Here is a 14506-nt window from a genome sequence, read left to right as displayed (position 1 = left end):
GGTGTGCCGGCCGCCCCGGGTGATCAGGCGGCGGTGGGGGTCAGCGGGGGTTCCAGGGAGATGACGCGGCGTTCGGCGGCCGAGGTGTGCGCCGCGTGCAGGACGGCCAGCGCGTCGGCCACCCCGGACGGGTCGACCGGAGGCGGCGCGCCGTCGCGAAGGCAGGCGGCGACGCCGGTGTAGAAGTCGAGGTAGGCGCCCGGCACGGTCTCCACCGGACGGCTGCGCCCCTCGACCCCGAGCACCCCCCAGCGCTCGGCGGGCTCGGCGCCCCACTCGGGACGGCCGTCGGGGCGCTCGCCCGCCCGCAGCCGCTCCTCCTGCGGGTCGAGCCCCCACTTGACGTACGCGGCCTCCGAGCCCAGCACGCGGAAGCGCGGCCCGAGCTGCCCGGCCACCGCGCTCATCCACAGGTGCGACCGGGCCCCGTTCGCGTGGGTGAGCGCGACGAAGGCGTCGTCGTCGCCGGCCCCGGCACGCCGGACGTCGGCTTCGGCGTACACGTCGGTCACCGGGCCGAGGTACTGCAGCGCCTGGTCGACCAGGTGGCTGCCGAGGTCGTAGAGCACGCCCCCCAGCTCCTCGGGCCCGCCGGTCTCGCGCCACCCGCCCTTGGGCACCGGGCGCCAGCGCTCGAAGCGCGACTCGAAGCGGTGGACCCGCCCGAGGGTGAGCTCGCACAGGGTGCGGTAGTCGCCGTCCCAGCGGCGGTTCTGGAACACCGTGAGCATGACGCCGCGCTCGCCGGCCAGCCGGACGAGCTCCAGGGCCTCGGCGGCGGTGCCGGCCAGCGGCTTGTCGACCACGACCGGCAGCCCGGCCGAGAGCGCGAGCGTGGCGAACGGCACGTGCGTGCGGTTGGGCGAGGCGATGACCACGAGGTCGGGGCCGAGGCCGACCAGCTCCTCGGCCGAGGAGACCACCCGCGCCCCGGGGTGGTCGCGGCGCACCAGGGCGGACCGCTCGGGGTCGCGGGTCACGACGGCGTCCAGGCGAAGGCCCGGGGTCGCGGCGATGAGCGGGCCGTGGAAGAACGCCCCGGCGGGGCCGTACCCCACCAGGCCGACGTTGATCACGAGTCGCTCTCGTCGCGTTCGGCCAGGAACCGCTCGAACTGCGCGGCCAGCTCGTCGCCCGTGGGCATGGGAGCGGGCTCGGCCATGAGGCTCTCGCGTTCCGCGCCCGCCGTGAACGCGTCGTACTGCTGCTCCAGGCCCTTGATGGCCGTGGACAGCTCGGCCGAGGCCACGATCTGCTCCTCGATCTCGGCCGTGGTCTTCTCGGCGGCGTCGCGCAGGCCCTCCAGCGGGAACACCAGGCCCGTGCTGCGGGTGATGGCCTCCAGCGCGGTGACCGCCGCCCGTGGGTACTCGGCCTGGGCCAGGTAGTGCGGGACGTGCACGGCGTACCCGAGGGCGTCGTGGCCGCGCGCGCCCAGCCGCAGCTCGATCAGCGCCGCGGCGCTGCCCGGCACCTGGATCTTGCCGAACGGGCTGCCGGGGCCGGACAGCAGCTCGGGCCGGGTGCCGTGGGCCGTCACGCCCAGGGGCCGGGTGTGCGGCGCCGCCATGGGGATGCCGTGCACGGTGACCAGCTTGCCGACCTTCAGCCGGGTGGCGAGCGCGCTCACCGCCCGCGTGAACAGCTCCCACTCGCGGTCGGGCTCGGGGCCGCTCATCAGCAGGAACGGCGTGCCTGTGGCGTCGTGCGCGAGATGTACGGCCAGCTCGGGGGCCTCGCAGTCGACCCAGCGGTCGGTGTCGAAGGTCATGAGCGGGCGCCGTGAGCGGTAGTCGAGAAGCCGGTCGACATCGAACGTCGCCACGACCCGGTGCTCCAGTTCGGCGAGCAGGTGGCCGATGGCGAGCCTTCCGGCCCCACCGGCGTCCACGAAGCCCTCAAAATGGTAGAGCAGCACCGGATCGGTCAGCTCAGGGACGTCACCGCCGAGCCGGTAGAGATCCGTCGGGTCGAACACGTTGGTCCCAGCCTTTCTTTCGTCTTTCAAGAGAGAACCTATGGGACGCGCTGGGGATTCCGCCGGGCGAGGCACCGATGGCCGGGGTAGGGGCGGGCCCGGTGCACAATGGGGACGTGGGGGAGGACGCGGAGGTCGAGGAGCTGGCGGGCCGGCTGTTCCAGATGGCCAGGGAAGGGCGCGCCGCCCAGCTGTGCGCCTACGTCGACGCCGGGGTGCCGGTCGACCTGCACAACGACCGCGGCGACACCCTGCTGATGCTGGCGGCCTACCACGGCCACGCCGAGACGGTGCGCGAGCTGACGGCCCGCGGCGCCGATCCGGAGCGGGCCAACGACCGCGGGCAGACCCCGCTCGCCGGGGCCGTGTTCAAGCAGGACGCCGAGGTGGTGCGCGCGCTGCTCGCCGCCGGCGCCGACCCGCACCGGGGCACGCCGTCGGCCGCCGACACCGCGCGCATGTTCGGGCTGACCGAGTTCCTCGATTGGTTCGCGGGAGAAATCCCGTAGCACCCACATCCGGTCCGCTTCAGGCTGTAGTTACGGATGCCGTTTGTTGCCATGATGTGGGGATGGCTGATTTAGCGCCGTCCGGGCTTATTCTTCCCCGTTTGTCGTGCCCGTTCCCCAGCCTGACCAATCCCGCGGTGGAGGAGGTCGACAGAGAGACGTTCTCCTGGCTGGTGGCCAGCCGCATGATCGAGGATCCCGCCGAGCTTGAGCGCTACCGTGAGGCCGCCTACGGCTGGCTGGGCGCGCGCACCTATCCCTACGCCCCTTCTCACATGCTGCGCCTGGTCACCGACTGGTGCGTCTGGCTGTTCGCCTTCGACGACGCGTTCTGCGAGTCCGACCGGCACGCCGCCGAGATCGCGCGGGCCCTGCCGCACCTGCTCGCCGTGCTCGACGACGCCGAGCCCGGGGCGCGCGTGGAGGACAACTTCGCCCGCGCGCTGCTGGACGTCAAGTGGCGGGTGGCCGAGGCAGGCAACCCCGACCAGCTCGACCGCTGGCGCACCGTCACCAAGGACTACATGTTCGCCCAGGTGTGGGAGGCCGCCAACCGCGAGGACGCCGTCGTCCCCACCTACGGCGACTACATCTTCATGCGGCGCAGGACCGGCGCCATGCTGACGGTGTTCGCGCTGATCGACCTCGCCACCGGCCTCCCGCTGACGCCCGACGAGTGGCGCCACCCCGACGTGACGGCCATCAGCCAGGCCGCCAACGACGTGGTCGTGTGGGACAACGACCTGCTGTCGTACGCCAAGGAGAGGAGCGGGGTCAACGCCCGCAACAACCTGGTGAGCGTGCTGGCCAGGCACCGGCACCGCTCCATCCAGGAGGCGATGAACCAGATCGGGCGCATGCGCGACGACGCCATCGTGCGCATGCTCGACCTGCGGCCCCGGCTGGAGAGCCTGGGCTCCGAGGCGGTCACCGCCTACGTCGGCGGGCTGGAGACCTGGATCAGCGGCAGCGTCGCCTACTCGCTCGAAAGCCCCCGCTACACCCGCGCCTGGCAGTCCATGGGCAGGGCCCACGTGCTCGGCCACCGCAGCTGACGGAGGCCGCGCCGCGCGCCCGGCGCGTCACGCCCCGGGCGCCTCGCCGGGCTCGTCCAGGCCGGGGTCGATCTCGCCCATGGCGTAGCTGACGGCCTCCTCGAAGTTCATCGTCGTGCCGTGCTGGTAGGACCGGACGTAGAGCTCCTCGCCCAGCATCCTCTTGCACTCCTTCACGAGCTGCTCGTGCTCGGTGCTGAAGAACGGGGAGCCGAACTGCGGCATGCCGAACAGGTGCCAGTTCGTCTGCGCCGCGCCCAGGATGCGCGCGGCGCGCTCGCCGTCGCCCTGGTCGACGGCGAGCTGCGAGAGCGTCTCCATCGCCAGCACCGCGCCCAGCACGTCGTGGAAGTGCCGCTTGATGCGCAGCGACTCCTGCGCGCTGCGCACGGCGTCCTCGGTGCGCCCGGTGACCCGCTCGATCGCCGACGTCGCCCAGACGGCGTACGACCGCAGCCACAGCTCGCCGCGCTCGGCGCACAGCTGCCGGCAGTCGCGCAGCAGCGACTCGGCCTCACCCAGCTCGTTCTGCTGGGTGAGCACGACGGCCAGCTCGACGATCGCCGGCAGCAGGCCCGGGTTCAGCTCGCGCCCGCTGCGGTGGAACTCGATCGCCACGCCCAGCAGAGCCGTCGCCTTGTGCAGGTCGCCCTGGAGCCACGCCGTGCTGCCCTGCATCTTGGTGGCCAGGATCACCGCGATGGAGTCGCCCACCCGCACGGCGTCGGTGGCGCACTGCTCGGCCGCCTCCAGCGCGCCGTCGGTGTCGCCCTGGGCGTTGCGCACGTAGGCCAGCACCCACAGCGCCTTACAGCGTTCCTTGCTGGGCTCGGGGCAGGCGTGCAGCGCGCGCTCCAGGTACAGGCGGCCCTCGCGGGCGAACCCGCACGCGACCCACATGAACCACAGGGACGACAGCAGCTCCAGGCCGGTGCGCCCCTCCGCCGGGTCGTGCAGGCAGTAGTCGAGCGCGGCGCGGATGTTGTCGTGCTCCTGGCGCATGCGCCCGAACCAGTAGACCTGGCGCGGCCCCGACCAGGCGTGCTCACCCCGCTCGGCGAGCTGGAGGTAGTAGTCGCGGTGGCGGCGCCGCACCCACTCGGTCTCCTCCAGTTTGTCGAGCCACTCCTTGCCGTAGTGGCGCAGGGTGTCGATGAGGGTGTACCGCGCCCCGGCGCGCTCGCTGGAGCTCAGCAGGATGGACTTCTCGACCAGGCCCGAGATGACGTCGAGGATCTTGTCGGCCGGGAGGTCCTCGCTCGCGCAGACGTAGCGGGCGGCGTCCAGCTCGAAGTCGCCCGAGAAGATCGACAGCCGTGCCCACAGCAGCCGCTCGGCCGGCTCGCAAAGCTCGTGGCTCCACCCGATGGCCGCGCGCAGCGTCTTGTGCCGGGGCAGCGCCGTGCGGCTCGCGCCGGCGAGCAGGCTGAAGCGGTCGGCCAGCAGCGCGAGCATCTGCCGCACGGAAAGGGCCCGCAGCCGCACCGACGCCAGCTCGATGGCCAGCGGGATGCCGTCGAGCCGGCGGCACAGCTCGGACACCGCCGCGATGTTCTCCTCGTCGACGCCGAAGCCGGGCACGACCGCCGAGGCCCGCTCGGTGAACAGCTGCACCGACTCGTTGACGAACGGGCTCTCGCCGGCGTCCTCGCCCGGCACCCGAAGCGGCGCGACGGGGATGGAGTACTCGCCCGGCACGCCCAGCGACTGCCTGCTGGTCGCCAGGACGCGCACCTGCGGGACCTCCCTCAGCAGGTGCTCCACCAGGTGAGCACAGGAGTCCACCACGTGCTCGCAGGAGTCGAGAACGAGCAGCACCTCGCGGCGCGACAGCCACTCGACGAGGGTCTCGACCTCCGGGCGGGCCGACTGGTCGGCGATGCCCAGCGCCGCGTTGACGGTGTGCTGGAGCATCGTCGGATCCTGCAGGCGCGACAGGTCGGCGTACCAGACGCCGTGCGGGAACTGCCCGGCGACCTGGTGCGCGACGCGCAGCGCGGTGCGCGACTTGCCCACCCCGCCGATGCCGGTCACCGTGACGAGGCGGGACTCGTGGAGACGCTGCCTGATGGTGGCCAGCAGGCGGTCGCGTCCGACGAAGCTCGTGAGCTCGGCGGGGAGGTTGCCCTCTCTCCGCCATCCTGCCGGGGTCGCCATGGGCCGCCTCACGTTGGTCGTTCCGGCGTGCTGATGCCCACGCATCGTATACGCGTCGGCCACCGGCTGTCCTCGGCCCCGATGCCCGCGGGACGGGCGGTTCCGGGCGGTCGGCGAGTGGTGCCGGACGGGCAGACGATCGCACGCGGGCCGGCGCCGCGTAGCATTGGGGGCGTGACCGTGCACCCGGATGACCTGCGTCCGGTGGACCTCTCGGAAGAGGGGCCGCCGGTGCTGCCCGACCAGACGAGCGACGACACCGACGCCGGTTGGGGCGAGTGGCGCCCCTCCGACGACGTGTCCCATCTGCTGGAGGAACGCCCTCCGCACTGGGACTGAACCCGCCCGTCCACGGCCCCCGGCCTCAGGCCGGAAGGGCCCGTCGAGTGAAGACGACGGCCCGGAGACCTCAGCGGTCTCCGGGCCGTCCGTCGTGCTTCAGGCTCCGGACGCCGAGCCGTTGACCGTCAGGACGCGGCCCTCGCGGCGCGGCTCGTCGGAGTCCGGCTGCTCCGGCCCCTCCGTGACCACGATGGCGGGGAACGTGCCGGTGTCGACGATGCCGTGCTCGTTGTACGCCGCCTCGATCAGGGCGTGCGCCTTGGGCTCCAGCTTCCACAGCGCGCGGTACTCGCGGGCGGTGACCAGCGGCAGGCCGGTCTCCCTGGCGATGTCGGCGGCCCGCGGCACGAACCTGCGCTCGATCTGCTTGTCCCAGTACGCCCGCGCGGCCCGCATCATGGCCGCCCGCTGGGCGGTGTCGACGACCGGCGGGGCCGTGGCGAGCATCTCGGCCTCCTCCTCGTCGTCGTCGCGCAGGTGGGCGGCGACCGGGGAGGCGGCGACGGGCAGCGCGTGCGGACCGCCCCGCTCGGGGCGCTCCTCCTCCGGCTGCCAGGGCACCGGGGGCCGCAGGTCGATCAGCGCGCTGGTGTTGTACAGGGCGCCGATCTGCGACAGCAGGGCCTCCTGACGCGACTGGTCGATCGCCAGGCCGGTGTGCTCCACCGCCTGGTCCATCACGCGGTCGAGCTTGGTCAGCGCGGCGCGCATCTTGCGGTCGGAGGCCCCGGCCTCGCGCAGCGCGCGGGCCCGCTTGGCCGCCAGGGCGACGCGGGTGAGCCTGCGGTGGGCGTCCACCTCGCTGGCCGTGCGGTCGCTCACCTCGGCGAGCCCGAGGCGCACCATCGCGCGCTCGGGGGTGAACCGCCACTTGATGCGCGACCGTCCGGTGATGCGGTGCCGCTCGATGGCCATGCCGCGCTCCCACAGCCACGCGGCGACCAGGGGCGCCGCCAGCCGGAAGATCGCCTCGGCGAGGCTGCGCGCGTCCAGGGCCGACAGCACCGCCGACAGGCCGGTGAGCACCCAGACGGCCATGCCGTCGATGCCCGCGGAGAAGTTCTCCCGCATGTTCCGCCGCGCCCGGACGGCGCTGGTGATCACGGCCACTTCGATGAAGGCGAAGAGCAGGATGCGCAGCGGCCCGTCGAAGCCGAGCACGTCACCGGAGAACCGCCACATGCCCTGGGCGGAGACGCCGGTGGCGATGCTGGCGGCGACGATGGTGAGGATGTCCTCGGCCGGACGGTTGTGGGCGAACCGGCGGTAGGTGTGAGCCGCCGCGCGGTAGACCGCGCGGAGGGCGAAATAGGCGAGCACCAGAACGGCCAGGGCGAACACGCAGATGATGGCCGTGCCGACCGGATTGTCCGAGGCGAACGTCGTTACCTGATCGATGGGGGGCATCAGTCACTGTCCGTCATTCTCGATATCCGACAGGATTTACCGAGAGGATCATTCCAGACTACGGGTACCGATGTTGACGGAAATGGATATCGACCACGGAAGACATCCCTCGCCCCACCCGTCACGGCGGCCCTAGGACACGATGTCCTTGCGGCGGAAACGGCGGAAGGCAACCGCCACCAGGATCGCGGCGTACGTCACCGACAGGGCCGCGCCCTTGGTCATGCCGCTCCAGTCGAGCTCGGGCGCCAGAGCGTCCAGCCAGGCGGTGCTCCAGAAGGTCGGCAGGAACTCCCGGACCACGCCCAGCGCCTCCACCGCCTGCATGATGCTGCTCACGATCACCAGCCCGACCGCCCCGCCCACGGCGCCGAGCGGCGAGTCGGTGCTCACCGACAGCAGGAACGCCAGCGCGGCCACGACGAGCTGACTGACCAGCGCGTACCCGACCACGATGCCGAACCGCGGCAGCACCGAGGCGGCCGCGATGACCTCGCCGGTGCCCGGCAGGCGGATGTCGTTCCAGCCGAAGGCGAGCGTGCCCGCCAGCAGCGCCATGACCGGCACCGACACCACCGCCGCGGCGGAGAAGCCGAGGGCGACCACCAGCTTCTGGCGCAGCAGCCGGTCACGCGGCACCGGCGCCGCCAGCAGGTAGCGCAGCGACGACCAGCTCGCCTCGCTCGCCACGGTGTCCCCGCAGAACAGCGCGACGGCGACCACCAGCAGCAGCGTCGCCGACACCGACAGCGTGAACGCCGCGAAGTTGAGCCCGCCCTGCGTCGCGAGGTCCGACAGGCGCAGGGAGCTCTGCTGGGCGGGCTCGGGGCCGAGCGTGAACGCCACCACCAGGATCCACGGCAGCGCCAGCAGCAGGCCGAACATCGTCAGCGTGCGGCGGCGCCTGAACTGCCGCACGAACTCCACCCGCAGCGGCAGCGTGCGTCCCGGCGCGTAACCCGCGCTCATGCCTTGTCTCCGATCAGGTCGAGGAAGACGTCCTCCAGGCGGACCCTGGCGCCGTTGGCGCGCTTGGCGCCGCCGCCGAGCAGGGCGCTGACCGGGCCGTCGGCCACCAGCCGGCCGCGGTGCATCACGACCACGTGGTCGCAGACCTGCTCCACCTCGGCGAGCAGGTGGCTGGACACGATCACCGTGCGCCCGCCGGAGGCGTACCGGGACAGCACCCCGCGCATCTCGGCGATCTGCGGCGGGTCGAGGCCGTTGGTCGGCTCGTCCAGGACGAGCAGGTCGGGCAGCCCGAGCATGGCCTGCGCGATGGCCAGGCGCTGGCGCATGCCCTGGGAGTAGGTGCGCACCGCGCGGTCGAGCGCCGAGCCCAGGGCGGCGATCTCCAGCGCCTCCTCCAGGTGGGCCTCGCCGGCCGGGCGCCCGGTGGCCCGCCAGTACAGCTCCAGGTTGTCCCGGCCGGACAGGTGGGGCAGGAAGCCCGGGCCCTCCACGAAGGACCCCAGCCGAGACAGCACCGGCGCTCCCGGGGTGACCCGCCGGCCGAAGATGCGGATCTCGCCGGCGTCGGGATGGATCAGCCCCATCAGCATGCGCAGCGTCGTCGTCTTGCCCGCGCCGTTCGGCCCGAGCAGGCCGAGGACCTGGCCCTGCTCCACGCGGAACGACAGGTCGTCCACGGCGAGCTCGCCGTCGCGGTACCTCTTGGTCAGGCCGCTGATCCGCAGCGGGACGCCGGCCGACTCGGGGTCGGGGGTGTCGGCGCGGCGCACGCGCCCGGTCAGCAGCAGGACGGCCGCGGCGAGCAGGGCGGCCAGCGGCAGCGCCCACGTCCACCAGGCGAGGCCGGCGCCGGTCGAGCGCAGCGACGGGTCGGTGGGCAGGGCGAGCGCGGGCGCCGCCAGGCCGATGCGGTGCGCCGCCGCGGCCGAGGGCGAGGCGTACCCCATGTCGGTGGTGCTCAGCACGACGCGCAGCCGGTGGCCGGCGTCGAACCGGTGGTCGATCGCCGGAAGCGTGACCGCGACGGCCGTGCCGGCCGGGGTGGCCTTGACCCGCAGCGGCGCCACCAGGCCCTGCGGCAGCGTGGGACGCTGCCCGCCGATGTCGTAGACCTTGGCGAACAGCGTCACGTCGCCCTCGCCCCGCACCCGGACGCGGACCGTCGGCGAGCCGGTGACCTCCAGCGGGGCGCTGAGCGGCGCGGACTCGAAGGCGGCGCTCTGCCCCGGCATGTCGAGCGAGATGCCGGCGCTCCCGCCGAGGCCGCCCAGCAGGCCGCCGATGCCCGGCACCGAGGAGATGGCCGCGGGGGAGCCGCCCGGAGGCGTGGCGACCGTCTGGTCGGGCCCGGCGAGCGGGACGGTGCTCTGCCGGGCGCCCGCGAGGCCGGGGTAACGGCCGGCGGACGCGTGCACGAGCACGGGGCGGCGCGTGCCGGGGTCGCGGCCGCCGTCCCGTGTCACGGTGAACGCGTCGCCGGCGGGCGTGCCGTCCTTCTTCAGCCAGCGGTCGAACCACGCGGCCGTGCGCTCGGCCACCCAGTCGGCCTCGCCGTCGCCGCCGTCGTGGCCGCCGTCGAACCAGGCGACCTCCACCGGGGCGCCGGTCGCGGCGATGGCCCTGGCGTTGGCGTCGGCGTGGGCCAGCGGGAACAGCGAGTCGCGCTTGCCCTGGATGAGCAGGGACGGCACCTGGATCCTGCCGGGCACCGAGATCGGGCTGGACCGGCGCAGCGTCTCGACGGCGGCGGGGGTGGCCCGGCCGGTCTCGGCCACCTCCTGGTACATCGCGCAGATCGCCGGCAGGAACCGCCCGCACTGGACGTCCTGCGCGCCTCCGCCCGCCGGTGCCTCGCCCGGTGCGCCGGGGGTGCCCGGCGAGGCCGGGGCGCCGGTGGGCGTGCCCGCCCCGCCGGTGGGCGTCCCCGGCGACCCGGCGCCGCCCGCCCCGCCCGCGCCGGGGCCGTCTGCCCCCGTGGCGCCGGCGAGCGCGCCGAGGCCGCCCGCGCCCGGGGCCAGCGGGGAGTCGACGGCCATGCTGAAGAACAGGCCGGCCCACATGCGCTTGAACACGCCGTTCTCGGGGCCGGCGCCCGTGGCGTCGGGGAAAAGGGCGTCGGCGAGGTCGTACCAGGTGATCTGGGGGACGATCGCGTCGATGCGGCGGTCGTACGCCGCCGCCATCAGCGTGATCGCGCCGCCGTACGAGCCGCCGGCCGCGCCGAGTCGCGGGTCGCCCGGGGCGTCGAGCAGCACCTCGGGGCGCGCCGCGAGCCAGTCGACGAGCTGCCGGACGTCCTTGACCTCGTAGTCGGGGGAGTTCAGCGCGATCTGCCCACCCGAGGCGCCGAAGCCCCGCGCCGACCAGGTGAGCACCGCGTAGCCCTGCCGCGCCAGCCGCTCGGCCTCGGCCCGCATGCCGCGCTTGCTGCCGCCGAAACCGTGGGCGAGCAGGACGGCGGGGGCCTTCCCGCCGGTGGCAGGGGAGAAGAAGGTGGCGTCCAGGCTCACCCGCTGGTCGTCGCGCGGCCCGTCGACCACCGTGATCCGCTGGTCGAGCGCCTTGACCGGCGGGGGCGACGGCCACAGGGCCCACACCGCCGCGCCCAGGACCAGCAGCGCCGAGACGACCAGCGCGGCGGGCCGCCTCCCCCGTAGCTTCATGCCGAGAGCCTACTTAGGGCGGCTGAGAGATCGCTGAGGGCCTCGCCCGAGGTAACGGGGGTAAATTCGGGGACATCCCTGATTGCGGTGGTTGTCAAGGACGGGCAACATTGCGACCCGTGATTTCACGAGCGCGGGACACGGCCACACGGGCCATCGAATGGGCCCTGCCGTACTGGACGCGGGGGCCCGCCGGTCGAGAGACTCCGGCCGACCTGCTCCGGGTGCTCTACTTCGGCTGGGTCGCGGCCTTCTGCCTCAAGGTGCTCGGCGCCTCCTGGGACGTCTCCTGGCACTTCAAGTGGCTGCGTGACGACCTCGCGCCGCCGCACCTGCTCAACAGCGCGGGCACGGCCATCGTGGTCACCCTGGTGATCGTGCACGCCTACACCGGTTACGGCGTCGACCGCACGGCGCTGCGGCTCATCCAGTGGGGCACCGGCATCTTCCTGATCGCGGTGCCCATCGACCTGATCAACCACCGGGTGAACGGCCTCGACATCACCTCGTGGAGCCCCTCCCACGCCCTGCTCTACATCGGCACCGCCTTCATGATCGCGGGCGTGATCCGGGGCTGGTTCGTCAGCGCGCCGCACGGCCGCCTTCGCTCGGTCGTCCTGGGCGGGCTCTTCGCGTTCTTCCTGGAGAACGCGCTCTTCCCGAGCCAGCACCAGGAGTACGGCATCCTGGAGATCGCCTCGTGGGACCGCGGCCAGCCGTACGCGGAGCCCATCCTCATGCAGCTCGCGGCCGACCAGATGGGCCGGCCCATCGACCGCGGCATGGTGGTGCAGTTCTCGCTGCCCGTCCCCGAATGGGTGTACCCCGTGTGGTTCGGGGTCGTGGCCCTGCTCGTGCTGGTCGTGGCGCGCAGGCTGGTGGGGTGGCGGTGGACCGCCACGGCGGTGGCCGGCGGCTACGTCGCCTACCGCGCGGCCATCTGGCCGCTGCTCGTCGCGGCCGACTTCCCGCCCTCGGCCGTCCCGTTCTTCCTGATGCTCGCCGCCGTCTGCGTCGACGTGGCCTTCATGATCCGGCTCCCGGCGGCTCGGGCCGCCCTCGGCGCGCTCATGGCCACCGCCGCGGTGTACGGGGGGCTCGCCGCGCAGCAGGCGCTGCTCACCGCCCCGCCGTTCATGGTGGCGTCCGCGCCGGTGGCCGCCGTCGTGCTGGGCGCCGCCTGGTTCGGCGTCGAACGCCGCCGCCGCCCCGGCGACCAGGCCGCACCGGGCGCGCTTCCCCTTCCCTCGGCCGAGGCCCCGGCCCCGTCCACCTGAGCGCCCCCACCGGCCCTGAGGCCCGGCCGGGAGGCCGTCAGCCCACCGGGGCCGTGGTGAGGGCCACCGCGACGCCGTAGGCCAGGCCCATGACGACGGCCTCCAGCGCGGCCCAGGCCGCGAAGGCCGTCGTCGTGCGCCGGGCCACGGCCGGGAGCAGCCGCCAGCGGATGACGGCGCCCAGGACGGCCACCGCGGCGATGAGCGCGACCTTGACCAGCACGAGCACCCCGTACCGGGTGGTGAACAGCGAGCCCGGCAGCCGGGTCGTGGGGGAGAGCGCCAGCTCGACCAGGCCGTTGAACAGCCCGGACACCCCGACGACGACCACGGCGACCGTCGCCAGCCGGGAGAACCTCGGCAGCGCGCGGGCGAGCAGCTCGCGGTCGCGCGCGAGCAGGACCCCGAGTGCCACCAGGCCGCCGGTCCACAGCGACGCGGCCACCACGTGCAGCTCCATGGAGACCATGCTGACGTCGTGCCAGTACCAGTTGGCGGCGTGGCCGCTGACCGGGAGCGGGAGCAGGCCGAACACGGCCACGACGACGCGCAGCTCGGCGGGCACCTTCTCACCGAAGCGCACGGCGAGCAGGCCGAAGCACGTGTAGATCAGCGCGCAGGCCGCGCTGATCACCAGGCCCTGCCCCGAGCCGACCAGGTCGACGTAGGTCGCGGGGTCCGGAGCCTGCCCGGGGGTCACCTCGGCGGCGCCGAGCACCATGGACACCAGGGCGGCGACGGCCCACCCGAAGGCGGTGAGCACCGCCCAACTCCGCGCCCGCGCGAGCACCGGCTCGGTGCGCGCGGGGTCGTCGAACCCGAGCAGCCGGGGCAGCAGGCTGAGCCCCACGGTGGCCAGCGCGAACAGGTCGAGGGCCACCCGGGACACCGGCAGCCCGTACTCCACCAGCGGCCCCGGGAGGGGGATCCCGGGCACGGCCTCCGGCGACGTCCACCAGGACGCGACGAGCACGGCCAGCACCCCCGCCGCGCCCAGCCCGGCCCACGGCACCGGCCACACGGCGGCGGCTTCGGCGGCGGGGGCGTCGCGGGGCGGGGCGGGGATGCTCTCGCCCGTCCCGTTCACGGTGACGGGGTGGTCGGCGGACCGGCCTGCGAGGCTCATGCGCCGGCGCCCCTTCGCGGGCGGCCCTGGCGGGCGACGACGAGGATGCCGAGGCCGGACAGGAGCAGCGCCACCACCAGCAGGCCCCACACCCAGGCGCCGTCACCGCCGGGCGGGGGGAGCGCCGACACCGGCACCTGCGGCGGGGGGCCCGCCGGCGGGGCTCCGGGCTGGGCCGCGGTCGCCGGCCCGGTCTCGGCCGGAGTCGCCGGAGTCGTCGGCGAGGCCGTCTCGGCGGGCGCGCCCGCGCCCTCCTTCGCGGCGACGGTGAAAGTGATCTTGCCGGTGACGGGGTGGCCGTCGTTCGAGAGGATCTGGTAGCCGACCACGTAGACGCCCGGCCCGCCGTCGGCGGGGAGCGCGGCGCGCACCTTCGCGCCGCTCACCCGCACGTCGTGGACCCGCACGGCGCCGCCGCCGGGGTGGGTCAGCGCCACCTGGGCGAACTCGGCCCGGACCGGCTGGTCGAAGGTCAGGGTCACGCGGCCCGGCACCGCGCCGAGCCGGGCGCCCTCCTTGGGATCGCTGCCCGTGAGCACGTTGTGCGCCTGCGCGGGCGCGACGGCCGTCGCCATGGCCGCACAGGCCACCAGCAGCACCGTGAGCAGTCGCCTCACCGGCATATGACCTTTCCTTCGGTTCCGAGTGACCCAGCCATGGTCCCATTCCTACGTTCCGCGCGAGCACCGCGCGCCGGCCGGCGGCCGGGAGAGACGGCCCGTCCCCGCGCGGGCGGCGGTCAGGTCGGCGCATGAGGGGATGCGCGGCCAGATGCCGCCCGTTCCCCGCGCGAGCGATGGCCCGGCCGCTGCCCAGGGACTCGGCCTCCCCAAGGGCGCCGGTTCCCCCGTTCCGCGCGAGCACCGCGCGCCGGCCGGGAGAGACGGCCCGTCCCCCGCGCGGGCGGCGGACGGGTCGGCGCATGAGGGGATGCGCGGCCAGATGCCGCCCGTTCCCCGCGCGAGCGGTGGCCCGGCGCTGCCCAGGGACTCGGCCTCCCCATGAGCGCCCGTCGCCCGC

Annotated in this window: 12 protein-coding genes; 4 read left to right on the top strand and 8 right to left on the bottom strand. The window is 74.0% G+C overall.

All coding sequences use genetic code 11. The annotated features are described in order from the left end of the window. Positions 1–23 precede the first annotated feature (23 nt). Together PYR91_RS03090 and PYR91_RS03085 are read right to left on the bottom strand one after the other, a co-directional pair. On the bottom strand, positions 24–1076 hold the full coding sequence (locus tag PYR91_RS03090) for a Gfo/Idh/MocA family oxidoreductase (protein ID WP_279777209.1): 1053 nt from the start codon (positions 1074–1076) through the stop codon (positions 24–26). After that, positions 1073–1978 carry a PAC2 family protein gene (locus tag PYR91_RS03085; protein WP_279777374.1) on the bottom strand — a complete coding sequence of 302 codons (906 nt, stop codon included), beginning with the start codon at positions 1976–1978 and terminating at the stop codon, positions 1073–1075. Before PYR91_RS03085 ends, PYR91_RS03090 begins: the two co-directional genes overlap by 4 nt. A gap of 77 nt (positions 1979–2055) precedes the next feature. On the opposite strand from PYR91_RS03085, the gene PYR91_RS03080 reads away from it, so the two are divergent. Both PYR91_RS03080 and PYR91_RS03075 read left to right on the top strand, forming a co-directional pair. Continuing rightward, positions 2056–2487, top strand: coding sequence for an ankyrin repeat domain-containing protein (locus PYR91_RS03080; RefSeq protein WP_279777208.1), 432 nt, complete (start codon positions 2056–2058; stop codon positions 2485–2487). 101 nt (positions 2488–2588) lie between these two features. Continuing rightward, positions 2589–3542: a 4-epi-cubebol synthase gene (locus PYR91_RS03075; RefSeq protein WP_279777207.1), complete on the top strand. Its 954-nt coding sequence runs from the start codon at positions 2589–2591 to the stop codon at positions 3540–3542. Between the two features lie 27 nt (positions 3543–3569). Here PYR91_RS03075 and PYR91_RS03070 read toward each other — a convergent pair whose 3' ends face one another. Beyond that, positions 3570–5699, bottom strand: coding sequence for an NB-ARC domain-containing protein (locus PYR91_RS03070; protein WP_279777206.1), 2130 nt, complete (start codon positions 5697–5699; stop codon positions 3570–3572). Positions 5700–5873: 174 nt separating this feature from the next. Between PYR91_RS03070 and PYR91_RS03065 the strand changes: the two genes are divergently transcribed. Continuing rightward, positions 5874–6038 carry a hypothetical protein gene (locus tag PYR91_RS03065; protein ID WP_279777205.1) on the top strand — a complete coding sequence of 55 codons (165 nt, stop codon included), beginning with the start codon at positions 5874–5876 and terminating at the stop codon, positions 6036–6038. 99 nt (positions 6039–6137) lie between these two features. Here the strand turns inward: PYR91_RS03065 and PYR91_RS03060 are convergent, their stop codons facing one another. The 3 genes from PYR91_RS03060 to PYR91_RS03050 all read right to left on the bottom strand — a co-directional run bounded on the left by PYR91_RS03060 (position 6138) and on the right by PYR91_RS03050 (position 11083). Then, positions 6138–7448: a hypothetical protein gene (locus PYR91_RS03060; protein ID WP_279777204.1), complete on the bottom strand. Its 1311-nt coding sequence runs from the start codon at positions 7446–7448 to the stop codon at positions 6138–6140. Between the two features lie 132 nt (positions 7449–7580). Continuing rightward, complete coding sequence (locus PYR91_RS03055) at positions 7581–8417, bottom strand: ABC transporter permease (RefSeq protein WP_279777203.1); 837 nt, start codon at positions 8415–8417, stop codon at positions 7581–7583. Beyond that, on the bottom strand, positions 8414–11083 hold the full coding sequence (locus PYR91_RS03050) for an alpha/beta fold hydrolase (RefSeq protein ID WP_279777202.1): 2670 nt from the start codon (positions 11081–11083) through the stop codon (positions 8414–8416). The genes PYR91_RS03055 and PYR91_RS03050 overlap by 4 nt, the downstream gene beginning before the upstream one ends. A gap of 119 nt (positions 11084–11202) precedes the next feature. On the opposite strand from PYR91_RS03050, the gene PYR91_RS03045 reads away from it, so the two are divergent. Then, positions 11203–12360 (top strand): hypothetical protein, encoded by a 1158-nt coding sequence (locus PYR91_RS03045; RefSeq protein WP_279777201.1) that lies wholly within the window; start codon positions 11203–11205, stop codon positions 12358–12360. Positions 12361–12397: 37 nt separating this feature from the next. Here the strand turns inward: PYR91_RS03045 and PYR91_RS03040 are convergent, their stop codons facing one another. Together PYR91_RS03040 and PYR91_RS03035 are read right to left on the bottom strand one after the other, a co-directional pair. Beyond that, complete coding sequence (locus PYR91_RS03040) at positions 12398–13486, bottom strand: CopD family protein (protein ID WP_279777200.1); 1089 nt, start codon at positions 13484–13486, stop codon at positions 12398–12400. Beyond that, the gene (locus PYR91_RS03035; RefSeq protein WP_279777199.1) at positions 13483–14109 is read right to left on the bottom strand and encodes a copper resistance protein CopC; all 627 of its coding nucleotides are present in this window, start codon (positions 14107–14109) and stop codon (positions 13483–13485) included. The genes PYR91_RS03040 and PYR91_RS03035 overlap by 4 nt, the downstream gene beginning before the upstream one ends. Positions 14110–14506 lie beyond the last annotated feature (397 nt).

The sequence above is a fragment of the Sphaerisporangium sp. TRM90804 genome, assembly GCF_029846175.1.
GTDB lineage: Bacteria > Actinomycetota > Actinomycetes > Streptosporangiales > Streptosporangiaceae > Sphaerisporangium.
The sequence above is the reverse complement of the archived record's forward strand: the minus strand, read 5'-3'. Positions and strand labels throughout refer to the sequence as shown.

What these genes read in the sequence shown, in the direction of transcription:
- PYR91_RS03080 (WP_279777208.1), top strand. Translation starts at nt 2,056, where the DNA reads ATGGCCGGGGTAGGGGCGGGCCCGGTGCACAATGGGGACGTGGGGGAG.
- PYR91_RS03070 (WP_279777206.1), bottom strand. Translation starts at nt 5,699, where the DNA reads ATGGCGACCCCGGCAGGATGGCGGAGAGAGGGCAACCTCCCCGCCGAG.
- PYR91_RS03060 (WP_279777204.1), bottom strand. Translation starts at nt 7,448, where the DNA reads ATGCCCCCCATCGATCAGGTAACGACGTTCGCCTCGGACAATCCGGTC.
- PYR91_RS03055 (WP_279777203.1), bottom strand. Translation starts at nt 8,417, where the DNA reads ATGAGCGCGGGTTACGCGCCGGGACGCACGCTGCCGCTGCGGGTGGAG.
- PYR91_RS03050 (WP_279777202.1), bottom strand. Translation starts at nt 11,083, where the DNA reads ATGAAGCTACGGGGGAGGCGGCCCGCCGCGCTGGTCGTCTCGGCGCTG.
- PYR91_RS03040 (WP_279777200.1), bottom strand. Translation starts at nt 13,486, where the DNA reads ATGAGCCTCGCAGGCCGGTCCGCCGACCACCCCGTCACCGTGAACGGG.
- PYR91_RS03035 (WP_279777199.1), bottom strand. Translation starts at nt 14,109, where the DNA reads ATGCCGGTGAGGCGACTGCTCACGGTGCTGCTGGTGGCCTGTGCGGCC.